16 protein-coding genes and 2 riboswitches are annotated in these 12,350 nt (G+C 70.8%); of the genes, 9 read left to right on the plus strand and 7 right to left on the minus strand.

Features of this window, described 5'->3' with window-relative positions:
- From G3I65_RS37455 to G3I65_RS37470, 4 genes are all read left to right on the plus strand, one after another.
- Positions 1-253, plus strand: a 253-nt coding sequence (locus tag G3I65_RS37455) for a PDZ domain-containing protein (protein ID WP_160700281.1), incomplete at its 5' end; no start/stop codon positions are given.
- Between the two features lie 38 nt (positions 254-291).
- Positions 292-413, plus strand: a riboswitch (TPP riboswitch).
- Complete coding sequence (gene thiC, locus G3I65_RS37460; protein ID WP_160700282.1) at positions 407-2,041, plus strand: phosphomethylpyrimidine synthase ThiC; 1,635 nt, start codon at positions 407-409, stop codon at positions 2,039-2,041. (Overlaps the previous riboswitch by 7 nt.)
- Positions 2,038-2,838: a bifunctional hydroxymethylpyrimidine kinase/phosphomethylpyrimidine kinase gene (gene thiD, locus G3I65_RS37465; protein WP_160700283.1), complete on the plus strand. Its 801-nt coding sequence runs from the start codon at positions 2,038-2,040 to the stop codon at positions 2,836-2,838. The genes thiC and thiD (G3I65_RS37465) overlap by 4 nt, the downstream gene beginning before the upstream one ends.
- A gap of 41 nt (positions 2,839-2,879) precedes the next feature.
- A complete protein-coding gene (locus G3I65_RS37470; protein ID WP_160700284.1) occupies positions 2,880-3,092 on the plus strand; it encodes a hypothetical protein in 213 nt (70 codons plus the stop codon).
- Positions 3,093-3,403: 311 nt separating this feature from the next.
- On the opposite strand, the gene G3I65_RS37475 is transcribed toward G3I65_RS37470, so the two are convergent.
- The gene (locus G3I65_RS37475; protein WP_160700285.1) at positions 3,404-4,414 is read right to left on the minus strand and encodes a phosphatidylinositol-specific phospholipase C domain-containing protein; all 1,011 of its coding nucleotides are present in this window, start codon (positions 4,412-4,414) and stop codon (positions 3,404-3,406) included.
- Between the two features lie 105 nt (positions 4,415-4,519).
- Between G3I65_RS37475 and thiD (G3I65_RS37480) the strand changes: the two genes are divergently transcribed.
- Positions 4,520-5,347, plus strand: coding sequence for a bifunctional hydroxymethylpyrimidine kinase/phosphomethylpyrimidine kinase (thiD, locus tag G3I65_RS37480; protein WP_160700286.1), 828 nt, complete (start codon positions 4,520-4,522; stop codon positions 5,345-5,347).
- A 59-nt stretch (positions 5,348-5,406) separates the two neighbouring features.
- Entirely contained in the window at positions 5,407-6,210 is an 804-nt protein-coding gene (locus G3I65_RS37485; protein ID WP_160700287.1) for an ion transporter, read from the plus strand.
- Here the strand turns inward: G3I65_RS37485 and G3I65_RS37490 are convergent.
- A complete protein-coding gene (locus tag G3I65_RS37490) occupies positions 6,207-7,046 on the minus strand; it encodes an SDR family oxidoreductase (RefSeq protein ID WP_160700288.1) in 840 nt (279 codons plus the stop codon). The genes G3I65_RS37485 and G3I65_RS37490 overlap by 4 nt on opposite strands.
- Before the next feature lie 93 nt (positions 7,047-7,139).
- Between G3I65_RS37490 and G3I65_RS37495 the strand changes: the two genes are divergently transcribed.
- The gene (locus G3I65_RS37495) at positions 7,140-7,499 is read left to right on the plus strand and encodes a helix-turn-helix domain-containing protein (protein WP_125308073.1); all 360 of its coding nucleotides are present in this window, start codon (positions 7,140-7,142) and stop codon (positions 7,497-7,499) included.
- A gap of 1 nt (position 7,500) precedes the next feature.
- On the opposite strand, the gene G3I65_RS37500 is transcribed toward G3I65_RS37495, so the two are convergent.
- The 4 genes from G3I65_RS37500 to thiO form a co-directional block, all read right to left on the minus strand.
- Positions 7,501-7,929, minus strand: coding sequence for a MarR family winged helix-turn-helix transcriptional regulator (locus G3I65_RS37500; protein ID WP_125308074.1), 429 nt, complete (start codon positions 7,927-7,929; stop codon positions 7,501-7,503).
- A 97-nt stretch (positions 7,930-8,026) separates the two neighbouring features.
- The gene (locus G3I65_RS37505; RefSeq protein WP_160700289.1) at positions 8,027-8,785 is read right to left on the minus strand and encodes a thiazole synthase; all 759 of its coding nucleotides are present in this window, start codon (positions 8,783-8,785) and stop codon (positions 8,027-8,029) included.
- A gap of 1 nt (position 8,786) precedes the next feature.
- The gene (gene thiS, locus G3I65_RS37510; protein ID WP_160700290.1) at positions 8,787-8,987 is read right to left on the minus strand and encodes a sulfur carrier protein ThiS; all 201 of its coding nucleotides are present in this window, start codon (positions 8,985-8,987) and stop codon (positions 8,787-8,789) included.
- Positions 8,987-10,060 carry a glycine oxidase ThiO gene (thiO, locus tag G3I65_RS37515; RefSeq protein ID WP_160700291.1) on the minus strand — a complete coding sequence of 358 codons (1,074 nt, stop codon included), beginning with the start codon at positions 10,058-10,060 and terminating at the stop codon, positions 8,987-8,989. Before thiO ends, thiS begins: the two co-directional genes overlap by 1 nt.
- Positions 10,054-10,159: riboswitch (TPP riboswitch) on the minus strand. It overlaps the preceding gene by 7 nt.
- A 31-nt stretch (positions 10,160-10,190) precedes the next feature.
- On the opposite strand from thiO, the gene thiE reads away from it, so the two are divergent.
- Positions 10,191-10,850, plus strand: coding sequence for a thiamine phosphate synthase (gene thiE / locus G3I65_RS37520; protein WP_160700292.1), 660 nt, complete (start codon positions 10,191-10,193; stop codon positions 10,848-10,850).
- A 5-nt stretch (positions 10,851-10,855) separates the two neighbouring features.
- Here the strand turns inward: thiE and G3I65_RS37525 are convergent, their stop codons facing one another.
- A complete protein-coding gene (locus tag G3I65_RS37525; protein WP_160700293.1) occupies positions 10,856-11,590 on the minus strand; it encodes a hypothetical protein in 735 nt (244 codons plus the stop codon).
- Positions 11,591-11,737: 147 nt separating this feature from the next.
- Between G3I65_RS37525 and G3I65_RS37530 the strand changes: the two genes are divergently transcribed.
- A partial coding sequence (locus G3I65_RS37530) for a threonine/serine dehydratase (RefSeq protein ID WP_160700294.1) occupies positions 11,738-12,350 on the plus strand: 613 nt, incomplete at its 3' end.

Consider the following 12,350-nt stretch of genomic DNA (forward strand, 5'->3'; position numbering starts at 1 on the left):
CGACGTCGCCGAGCGCACCGGGCAGCAGGCCGGGCTGCGGGTGCGCGAAGTCGTCTCCGGCGGCCCCGCGGACCGGGCCGGGCTGCGCGCCGGCGACCTCGTGCTGACCGTCGGGCGCACCCGCGTCTCGGACGCCCAGGGCATCCAGCGCCAGCTGTTCGCGGAAGTGATCGGCACCGCACTGCCGATCACCGTGCTGCGCAACGGAGCGATGGTCGACGTCTACGCCACTCCGGCCGAGTTGGTCGGCTGACTTGAGTATCGCGCTCCGGCGTGGCATGGTCGGTGGCACAACACCAACGCGGGAGCTCGCGCCATGGCGGGCTGAGAGGGTGACTTGCGTTTCGCAGGCGTCACCGACCGCATGAACCTGACCGGGTAATGCCGGCGTAGGGAGTGAAAGTCGTTGACGACGCTCGAAAACAAGGACGTCTCCGTAACGACCGGTCCGATCACCGGCTCGCACAAGGTCTACCACCAGACGGAATCCGGGCTCCGCGTCCCGGCTCGCCGGATCGATCTCTCCAACGGTGAGCACTTCGACGTTTACGACACTTCGGGCCCGTACACGGACCCCGACGCGTCCATCGACGTCCACAGTGGACTCCACCGGCTGCGGGCGGGCTGGGCCGACGGCCGGGAGCACAACACGCAGCTCGGCTGGGCCAAACAGGGTGTCATCACCCGCGAAATGGAGTACATCGCCGCGCGTGAACGGGTTTCGCCCGAGTTCGTGCGCGACGAGGTGGCCCGCGGCCGCGCGGTGATCCCGGTCAACCGCAAGCACCCCGAGACCGAGCCGATGATCATCGGCAAGAACTTCCTCGTGAAGATCAACGCCAACATGGGCAACTCGGCCGTCTGGTCGTCGGTCGAGGAAGAGGTCGACAAGATGGTCTGGGCGACCCGCTGGGGCGCCGACACGATCATGGACCTCTCCACCGGCAAGCGGATCCACGAGACGCGCGAATGGATCATCCGCAACTCGCCGGTCCCGGTCGGCACCGTGCCGATCTACCAGGCCCTCGAGAAGGTCGACGGCGAACCGGAAAAGCTGTCGTGGGAGATCTACCGCGACACGATCATCGAGCAGTGCGAGCAGGGCGTCGACTACGTCACGGTGCACGCCGGCGTGCTGCTGCGCTACATCCCGCTGACCGCGCGGCGCGTCACCGGCATCGTCAGCCGCGGCGGGTCGATCATGGCGGCGTGGTGCCTCGCGCACCACCAAGAGTCCTTTTTGTACACGCACTTCGAGGAGCTCTGCGAGATCCTCCGGCAGTACGACGTCACGTTCTCCCTGGGCGACGGCCTGCGTCCCGGCTCGATCGCGGACGCCAACGACCGCGCGCAGTTCGCCGAGCTGGAAACCCTGGGTGAGCTGACGCACATCGCGCGCTCGCACGACGTCCAGGTGATGATCGAGGGCCCCGGCCACGTGCCGATGCACAAGATCAAGGAGAACGTGGAGCTGGAAGAAAAGCTCTGCGGCGAGGCGCCGTTCTACACCCTCGGTCCACTCGCGACGGACATCGCGCCGGCGTACGACCACATCACGTCGGCCATCGGCGCGGCCCAGATCGGCTGGTACGGCACGGCGATGCTGTGCTACGTCACGCCGAAGGAGCACCTCGGCCTGCCGAACCGCGACGACGTCAAGACCGGCGTGATCACGTACAAGATCGCCGCGCACGCCGCGGACCTGGCCAAGGGGCACAAGTACGCGCAGGAGTGGGACGACGAGCTGTCGAAGGCGCGCTTCGAGTTCCGCTGGAACGACCAGTTCAACCTGTCGCTGGACCCCGACACCGCGCGTTCGTTCCACGACGAGACGTTGCCCGCCGAGCCGGCCAAGACCGCGCACTTCTGCTCGATGTGCGGGCCGAAGTTCTGCTCGATGCGGATCACGCAGGACGTCCGCAAGTACGCCGAGGAGCACGGTCTGTCCACTGTGGAGGCCATCGAGGCCGGCATGGCTTCGAAGTCGGCGGAGTTCACCGAGTCCGGCGGCCAGGTCTACCTGCCCGTGGTGCAACCGTGACACCGCGCACCGCCCTCACCATCGCCGGATCGGACTCCGGCGGTGGTGCGGGCATCCAGGCCGATTTGCGCACGTTCTTCGCGAACGGCGTCCACGGGCTGGTGGCGCTGACCGCGGTCACCGTGCAGAACTCGTTGGGCGTACAGGGTTTCACGGAGATCCCGGCCGAGGTCGTGTGCGCGCAGATCAAGGCGGTGGCGTCCGACATGGGCGTCGACGCGGCCAAGACGGGCATGCTCGCGACGGCCGAGATCATCCGCTCGGTGGCGAAGACCCTCGACGAGCTCGGCCTGGACTTCCCCCTGGTCGTCGACCCGGTGGCGGCGTCGATGACCGGGCACGCCCTGCTGCGCGAGGACGCACTGGAGGCGATCCGCACGGAGCTGTTCCCCCGCGCGACGCTGATCACCCCGAACCTCGACGAAGTCCGCCTCCTGACCGGGATTTCCGTGGTGGACCCGGCATCCCAGCGGACCGCCGCGGACGCGTTGCTGGAGTTCGGCTCCCGCTGGGTCCTGGTCAAGGGCGGCCACATGACGGGCACGGAGGACTGCGTCGACCTCCTGTCGGACGGCCGCGAGTACCTCGAGCTGAGCGGCCCGCGCTACATCACGGAGAACACCCACGGCGGCGGCGACACCCTGGCCTCGGCGATCACGGCATCGCTGGCTAAGGGCGCTTCGGTGCCGGACGCGGTGGCGGCGGGGAAGAAGTTCATCGAGCGCTGCGTGGCGGAGTCCTACTCGCTGGGCGCGGGTGTGGGCCCGGTGTCGCCGTTCTGGGTCCTGGACCGGTAAATCGCGCGCAGCCGCGGAGCCGGCGCTGCCAAACTGGGCTGGTGACGAACCACGAGCTGTGGCGGGCCCTGCCCGAGGAGCTGCGGGAGGAGTTCGACGCGCTGGTCGGCAAGGGGCTCAACATCCAGGCGATCTCCGTCCTTCGCGAGAAGTCCGGCCGCACACCGCCACCGAGCATCCACGAAGGTGTGGCGCTCCTCGACCACCGCGCCCGCGTCCTGGGCGAGCGCGATCGGCCGGCCTCGCCGAACTGATCGAGGCCGGCCGGGAAGCGCTGTCCCCTAGCGCGGTGGCCGGATACGTTCGCCGGGTTGCGATGGCAGTGTCTGCGACAGGCCCGACAAGGCAGCACCGACCACAACAACCCCGGCGGCCAACTCACCAACCGGAACGGCCAACGCACCGACCGGAACGGCCAACTCACCCACCTGCCAGCGAGTTGGCCGTTCCGGTACGCGAGTTGGCCGCCGCGAGCGGTGAGCCGGCCGTTCCCGCTGACCACGAAGATCGACACGAGACCGTTCGACAGGCCGGCCCCACCCGGTGAACCTTCGTGGGCACCGCACTATCCCCGGGCAATCACCTGCGGCAGCACCGTCGTGAGCCCGGTCCAGTCCGCGGTGACCACCGACGCGTGCTGCTTCGCCAGGTCGGCGACGCGCTGGTTGGCCTGGTCGACCGTCGGGTTGTGGGCGTCGATGGCCGGTGCGACGTTCTGCGCGTCGGTCATCACCACGTAGTAGTGGTTGGCGTCGTACCACCACGGCCCGGTCTGCGTCACCCACGCGTTCGCATCGCCGTCGAACACCACGAACCACGGCTTGAGGTCGGCGGTGTACTTGTCCCGCGGGTCACCGCCGGCCGCGCCGTGCACGGTCGGGAAGATGTTCGCGTCGCCGAGCTTGCCGGCGTTCTTGAGCCCCACCAGGTAGCGCGCGTACTCGACGTCGGTCTTCAGCGTGTCGGTCGGGTTCCCTTCCTCGACCGTGCCCGGGATGATCTCGGTGAGCACCCGTCCCCGCAGCGCGTCCACCGACGGCCAGTTGTCCGCCTTGGCCGCGTCGTCGAGCGTGCCGTAGCCGCCGAGCAGCTCTGCCGGGCGGAAGGCGACGCTGCCGAGGTGCGAACGGAAGGTGGCGTCCAGTTCGTCCGGGCCCATACCGGTGTTGTCCGAGAAACCGGTCTTCATTTCGAGCTTGAGCGTGATCGGCGTGTGCCCGGGGTGGGCGGCGAGCCAGATCCGGATGTCGTCGAGGCAGTACTCGAGGTTCTTGTTCGTGCCGCCGCTGTAGAGCTGCGACGCCGAGGTCGCCGCGACGCAGTTGTTGTTGTTCCCCAGCGGGTTCGAGTGGCTGACCTTCCACTCGTGGGTGAAGAAGTCCGGCCAGACGTCCAGCTCGATCAGCGACGAGCCGGCGTCGAGCGCCTGGGCCAGGTAGCCGTAGGCCGCCGGGTCGTACGTGTTGTGCACGCCGACCGTCGTGACGTGCGAGAGCTTCGGGCTGTCCGCGTTCGCGGCCGTCGCCCCGGAGAGCACGAGCGCCGCCGTGAGGACCGCCACCGAGAAGAGCTTCATCCAGGCTCCTTCGAACGTGAGTAACGTTCACAATGTCTCACCGTGGTTGACTGTTGATGAAGCAAAAGAGGCTGATTGGCCTAGACCAGAAGTCGGGAAACCACCATGACGACGAGCCTGCCGACCGCTTTGACCATCGCCGGGTCGGACTCCGGCGGCGCCGCCGGGCTGCAGGCGGACCTGCGCACGTTCCTGACCTGCGGCGTGCACGGCCTGGTCGCGGTCACCGCCGTCACCGTCCAGAACACCCTCGGCGTGCACGACCGCGCCGACCTGCCTCCGCACATCGTCGCGGGGCAGATCGAGGCCGTGGCCGCGGACATGGGCGTCGGCGCGGCGAAGACGGGCATGCTGGCGTCGGCGGAGATCATCCACGCGGTGGCGGCCGCGTGCGACCAGGCGGGGATCGGCCGGGACGCCGACATCCCGTTCGTCGTCGACCCGGTCGCGGCGTCGATGCACGGCCACCCGCTGTTCGACGACGCCGGCCTGCACGCGCTGCGCGACGAACTCCTCCCGCGCGCGACGGTGCTGACCCCGAACCTCGACGAAGTCCGGCTGCTGACCGGGATGACGGTGACCGACCGCGAAGGCATGCACACCGCGGCCGTGGTGCTGCACCGGATGGGCCCGCGGTACGTCCTGGTCAAGAGCGGCCACCTGCAGTCCGACCCGGAGTGCGTGGACCTGCTGTTCGACGGCTCGACGTTCGTGGAACTGCCGGGCAAGCGCTACTCGACGCCGCACACGCACGGCGCGGGCGACACGATGGCGTCGGCGCTGACGGCGGGTCTGGCCAAGGGCATGTCCGTGGTCGAGGCGGCCCGCTACGGCAAGTGGTTCGTCTCGCAGGCGGTCGAGCACGCCTACCCGATGGGCGCGAAGGTCGGCCCGGTCTCGGCCTTCTGGCGGCTGGCTCCCGAGGAACGCTGAGCACGCGTCCGGTTACCATCCCTGCGTTTACTGATCCTTGACTCACGCAGGGGGCGGCCTTGACCGGACGCGAGCGGGCGGCGAAGGTCCTCGAAGACCGCCGGTTCCAGAACTTCATCATCGCCGTGATCGTGTTCAACGCGGTCACGCTCGGCATGGAGACCTCGACGTCGATCATGGCCGGGTACGCCGGCCTCCTGCACGCGCTCGACCACATCGCGCTGGGCATCTTCGTCACCGAGTTGCTGGCGAAGTTCTACGCCTACCGCGGCCGTTTCTTCCGTGACAACTGGAACATCTTCGACCTGCTGGTGGTCGGCATCGCGGTGATCCCGGCGACCGGGCCGTTCGCGGTGCTGCGGTCGCTGCGCGTGCTGCGGGTGCTGCGGCTGATCTCGGTGGTGCCGTCGATGCGGAAGGTCGTCTCCGGGCTGCTCGCCGCGATCCCCGGCATGGCTTCGATCGCCGCCCTGCTCGCGCTGATCATCTTCGTGGCCGGGGTGATGGCGACGAAGCTGTTCGGCGCCATCGACCCTGGCGACTTCGGCGACCTCGGCACGTCGCTGTTCACGCTGTTCCAGGTGATGACCGGCGAGGCTTGGCCGGACATCGCGAAGACGATCATGGAACAGGCGCCGATGGCCTGGATCTTCTTCGTCGTCTACATCCTGGTGTCCAGCTTCGCGGTGCTGAACCTCTTCATCGCCGTCGTGGTCAGCGGCATGGAAGACGAGCTGCGCCAGGACATCCGCGAGGAAGAGGCGAAGCAGGCCGAAACCCAGGCGGCCGCGAACCAGGAGATCCTCGACGAGCTCCGTGCCCTGCGCGCGGAGCTCGCCGAGCTGCGGCGGACAGCCGCTTAGCGGAACGCGGCGACGTTGCGCGCGGCCCAGTCGGCGAAGGTGCGCGCCGGCCGGCCGAGGACCCGCTCGACGTCGGGGCTGACACGCACCTCGGCCGGGCTGGGCGAGCCGAGGATGTCCAGCGTGTCGTCGGCGAGCTCGCCGGGCATGCTCCGGGTCATGGCCGCCTTGGCCTCCTCGCGGGTCTGTTCGTGGAACCGCACCGGCGAGCCCAGCGCGGCGGCGATGGCCGCCGCCTGCTCCCGGGGCGTGATCACCGCCGGTCCGGTCAGCTCGTAGACGCCGCCGGTGTGCCGGTCGTCCACCAGACAGGCCGCGGCGACGTCGGCGATGTCCGCCGGGTCGATCACCGGCACGCCGGTGTCGCCGAAGGGCGCGGCGACGACGCGCTGCGTGCGGACGCTTTCGGCCCACCACAGCGCGTTCGACGCGAAGCCGCCGGGCCGCAGGATCGCCCAGTCGGCGCCGGACGCCCGCACCGCGTCTTCCAGCTCGCGCATCGCGACCCGCGTCGTGCCGAACGGCCGGGTCACCACGCCGAGCGTGGACAGCAGGACGATCCGGCCGACCCCGGCGCGTGCGGCCCGCTCGACGACGTCGGCGGGATTCGCCCCCACGGCGTGCAGGTCGCCGGACAGCAGCAGGAACAACGCCTTCGCGCCGGCCAGCACGGGTTCGAGGCCCGCGGGGTCCGCCAGGTCCGCCACCACGTGCTCGACGCCGTCCGGCACCGCCGCGGTGTGCCGCGACACCGCCGTCACCTGCTGCCCCGCCTCGGCCAGCACCCGCGTCAGCGGCCGGCCGATGTTCCCGGTCGCCCCGGTCACCACGATCATGAACTGCTCCTTCGTCCGTTTTACCTGGTGATCGGGACGGTAGGAGCCTGGGCTTACTCCTGGTAAGTACATACCTTTCGGTAAGCTCAGGACATGACCGGAGGCTCGCAGCTCACCCCGACCGGCACCGAGGCCCGCTATGAGGTGTTTCACACCGACTGCGCCGCGCGGGACGTCGTCGACCACGTCACCAGCCGGTGGGGCATCTGGGTGCTGATCTGCTTGCGGCGCAGCGATCTCAGGTTCTTCGAGCTGCGGGAAAGCATCCAGGGCATCAGCGAGAAGATGCTCGCGCAGTCCCTGCGCGCGCTGGTGGCGGACGGCCTGGTCTGGCGGCGGGTCGAGCCCACGACGCCGCCTCAGGTCACCTACGGGCTGACCGAGTTCGGCCGCGACGTCGGCGAGCCGCTGACGGAGCTGTTCGACCGGATCACGCGCCGGCTCGCGGACTAGCTCAGTCGTCCGCGATCAGGGCCTCGAGCGCCGGGATGGCCGCCGTCAGGGCTTCGCGGTGTTCGGGCGTGAGGCGGTCGAGGCGGCGGTTCAGCTCCTGCACCCGGGTCGACCGGACGCCGGAGACGAGCCGCTCGCCCTCCTCGGTCGCCTTCGCCAGCCAGGCCCGGCGGTCGACCGGGTCGGACTCGCGGCTGACGTAGCCGGCCTCGACCAGGGACGCGATGATCCGCGACATCGTCGCCGCGGCGACGCCCTCCTTGGCCGCGAGGTCGCCGAGGCGGAGCTGGCCGGAGTTCACCAGCGTCGCCAGCGCCGAGATGGCGCCGTGGCCCGGACCCGGCACACCGGCCTGGCGCAGTGACCGGGACAACCTTCCGACAGCCAGGTACAACCTGCCCGAGACGTCCTGGACCGATGTGCTCGTCACGGCTGGCTCCTTCTGCCCTGCCCCGCCGCCGGTGCGCCGGAAAGTGCCGTCCACCTTACGGGTTCGAGGTGCGCGTTCGGCGTGAAGGCACTCCGGTTCACCGGGGTGGACTCGAAGCTTTCGCCCAGAAGCGCTGCGGCACCCGGCCGGCGCCGCGAGCCAGGTGACCAGCCTTGACGGCCGAACGCATCGCCGAAGCCATCCGCTCTGGATCGGCCGCTCGGGTGACGGCGGTGGACAGCAGGACGGCGTCGCAGCCGAGCTCCATCGCCAGCGTCGCGTCGGACGCCGTGCCGATTCCGGCGTCCAGGATCACCGGGACACCCGCCCGCGAAACGATCAGTTCGATGTTGTGCGGATTCCGGATGCCGAGGCCGGTGCCGATCGGCGCGCCCAGTGGCATCACCGCGGCGCAGCCCGCCTCCTCCAGGCGCAGCGCGAGCACCGGGTCGTCGTTCGTGTAGGCGAACACGGTGAACCCGTCGGCCGCCAGCCGTTCGGCCGCGTCGAGGGTCTCGATCGGGTCCGGGAGCAGCGTCCGGTCGTCGGCGTGCACCTCGAGCTTGATCAGGTCGGTTTCCAGTGCTTCCCGGGCGAGTTGCGCGGTGAGCACGGCTTCGGCGGCCGTGCGGCAGCCCGCGGTGTTCGGCAGCAGCTCGATACCGAGCCGCTTCAGGAGCTCGAGGACGCCGGAGCCGCCCTCGGCGTCGGCGCGCCGCATGGCGACGGTGGTCAGCTCCGTGCCGGAGGCGACCAGCGCGCGTTCGAGCACGGCGAGGTTGGCCGCGCCGCCGGTGCCGATGATCAGCCGCGACGTCAGCTTGGTGGTGCCGATGACCAGCGGTTCTTCGTCCACTTCAGCCTCCCTGGACTGCGGTGAGCACGTCGACGCCCGCGCCCTTGGGCACGGGGGTGGCCGTCCAGTCGGCGCGGCGGACGACGACGCCGTCGACCGCGACGGCGATCCCCGGCCGCGGCCCGCCGGTGTGCTCGAGGACGTCGGCGACGGTCGCGTCGTCCGGGAATTCGGTCCACTCGCCGTTGAGCTTGATCTCCATCACACGTGCTCCTTCTGGTGCAGCCGGGCGGGCGAAGCCGCTTCGACGCCTTCGGGCGGCGCTTCGCCCTCGAGCCAGGCGACGACGGCGGCCGCGGTCACGGGGGCCATCAGCAGGCCGTTGCGGTGGTGGCCGGTCGCGGCGAAGACGCCGTCGTCCAGGACCCCGATGTAGGGCAGCACGTCCCGGCTCGCGGCCCGCAGGCCGGCGGCGGTCTCGACCAGCTCGTACTCGGTGAGCGCGGGGAAGACGCGTTCGGCGCCTTCGAGCAGCTCGCGCACGCCGCGCGCGGTGACGGCCCGGTCGAAACCGGCCTCGTACTGCGTGGCGCCGAGAACGAGCTCCTGGTCGCCGCGCGGGACGAGGTAGATCGGCCGTCCCTCGACGACGGCCCGCACGGTGCGCGCGGGCGGCGGCAGGCAGCCGCGGCGGGGTTTCAGCCGCAGGATCTCGCCCTTGAGCGGCCGGACGGCCCCCGCGAGCTGCGGGTGCAGCCGCCCGGTCCACGCCCCCGCGGCGAGCACGACGGCTTCGGCGTCCGGCGGCGTTTCGACGCGCTCGCGCACGAACCGGACGTCGTGGTTGACGCACGCGGCGTACAGCGCGTTGAGCAGTTTCCGGTTGTCCACGGCCAGGTCGCCGGGCACGTGGAGTCCACTTCGGACGGAGCCGACGCCGGGTTCGAGCCGCTTGGTCTCCCGGCCGGTGAGGCGTTCGGCCGCGCGGCCGATGGAGTGCAGGTAGCCGGCGAGGATGTCGAGGTGCCCGGCGTCGGCGCTGTCGAACGCGACGACGAGCGTCCCGTGCCCGGCGAGGCCGGGGTCGACGCCTTCCTGCTCGAGGTCGCTCGCGAAGCCGGGCCAGCGCTTCAGCGACGCTTCGCCGAGGCTGAGCACGTCTTCTTCGCCGGGCCAGGCCTCGGTGACCGGGGCGAGCATGCCCCCGGCCAGCCAGGACGCACCGCCACGGGCGGGCTCGGGATCGTGGACGGTGACGTCGTGGCCCGCCTTCGCGGCGCACCACGCCGCGGACAGGCCGATCACGCCGCCGCCCACCACTGCCAGGTTCGTCATGGAATCACGCTCCCTGCGCCGGCATGACCCGGATCAGGTTCCACGGTCGGAGCGGCAGCTCCCTCTCAGCCCGTGCCTCGGGCTCCCGTGCGGACCACCCCACCCTAGCTCGCCGGGTACGGTCGCCGCTATGCCCGCCCTTTCCGGTGACAAGATCCGCGCCCGCCTCGACTCCGCGCGCCTGTACCTCTGCACGGACGCCCGCACTTCCCGCGGCGACCTCGCCGACTTCGCCGACGCGGCGCTGGCCGGCGGCGTCGACGTCATCCAGCTGCGCGACAAGACCGGCGCGCTGGAAGCCGCCGGCGAGATCAAAGCGCTGGAGGTGCTGGCCGAAGCGTGCGCGCGCCACGGGGCGCTGCTGTCGGTGAACGACCGCGCCGACGTGGCGCTCGCGGTCGGCGCGGACGTGCTCCACCTGGGCCAGGACGACATCCCGGTCCCGCTGGCCCGCCGCATCCTCGGCGACGACGTCGTGATCGGCCGCTCCACGCACTCCCTCGACCAGGCCCTCGCCGCCGCTTCGGAGCCCGGCGTGGACTACTTCTGCACCGGCCCGTGCTGGCCGACGCCGACGAAGCCGGGCCGTCACGCCCCGGGCCTCGACCTGGTGCGCGCGGTGGCCGGCCGGTCCCCGGAACGGCCGTGGTTCGCGATCGGCGGCATCGACGGCGACCGGCTGCCTTCGGTGCTGGACGCCGGCGCGTCCCGGATCGTCGTCGTCCGCGCGATCACCGAGGCCGAGGACCCGACGGCGGCCGCCCGCGCCCTCCGCGCCCGTCTGGCCTGACGGGCCTACGGCGTCGGCGTGGTCGCCGCGCCCTGGCTGGTCGGGGGCGCGGTGGTGGCCGGGGCCGAGGTCGACGGCTGCTGCGTCGACGTGCTCGGGGTCGTCGTGGGCGTCTCCGACGTGGTCGTCGGGGCCGTCGACGTGCCCGACGGGGTCGTGGTCGGCTCCGTCGGGGACACCTGGGTGTCGTTCGTGCCGGTGGCGGGTGTCGTCGACGGCGTGGTGTCGGTGTGACCCGAGCCGCCGCCGAGGACCTTGCCGATGCTCTTGCCCGTGCCGCCGCCGATCTGGGTGCCCGTCGCCGACTCGAAGCCGACGATCGCCAGGATCGCCACCGCGAACGCCGCGACGCTGGTGCCGATGATCAACGGCCAGCGCAGTTTCCGCAGCCGCGACGGCCCCTCCTCGGGCGGCTTCTCCAGCTGCACCGTGGGTTGTTCGGTGATCGGGATTTCCCCCGGCACGACGGCGCCGCGCCGCCGGATCCCCGACGTCGCCAGCAGCCGCGCCTTGAGCGCCGCTTCCCGCGTGCGTTGCAGCGAGCGCAAGTACAGCTCGCCGCCGACCGTCGACACCACGCTCGCCACGCCGGCGCCGACGACCGTGCCCGCCACGCCGAGCGTCGAACCGAGCAGCGCCGCGGTCACCGCCGCGAGTGCCGCCGCCGCCACCTGCGCGATGCGCAAGCCCGGCTTCTCCTCCGTCTTTCCTTCGGAAGCCGCCGCCTTCTCCTTCGTCATGATCCCGATCCGGTAGTCCGTCTTCTCCCCTTGTCCAACGGTTAAGGCGCGCCAGGAACTCCCCGCGTTGCCACGGCGTGAGGAGCACCACTCTGTCCGTCCACAATAGACACTCCCAACCGAACGATTTCTTGACATACTCGGCACATGGAACTGGTGACGATCTCCGACATCGAGGCCGCCGCGAAGCGCGTCGAAGGTGTCGCCGTGCGCACGCCCCTGCTGCTCCAGACGTGGGATCCCCGCGGCACCCTGTGGCTCAAACCCGAAAGCCTGCAACCGATCGGCGCGTTCAAGGTGCGCGGCGCGTTCAACGCGATCGGCGCACTCGACGACGCCGCGCGCGAACGCGGTGTCATCGCGTACTCGAGCGGCAACCACGCGCAGGCGGTCGCGTACGCGGCGCAGCGGTACGGCGTGCCCGCGGTGATCGTCGTGCCGGACGTCGCGCCGCGGATCAAGGTCGAGGCCACCCGCGCGTACGGCGCCGAGGTGATCGAGGTGCCGATCGGCGAGCACGAGGCGAAAGCGCGTGAACTGGCGGCCGAACGCGGGCTGACCCTCGTCCCGCCCTTCGACGACGCGGCCATCATCGCCGGGCAGGGCACCGCGGGCCTGGAGATCGCCGAAGACCTGCCCGAGGTCGACGTCGTCCTCGTCCCGATCAGCGGCGGCGGGCTGGCCGCCGGCGTCGGCACCGCGATCAAGGCCCGCTGCCCGCGGGCGCGCGTGATCGGTGTCGAGCCGGCACTGGCCGCGG

Source organism: Amycolatopsis sp. SID8362 (assembly GCF_010550475.1).
Taxonomy (GTDB): Bacteria; Actinomycetota; Actinomycetes; order Mycobacteriales; family Pseudonocardiaceae; genus Amycolatopsis; species Amycolatopsis eburnea.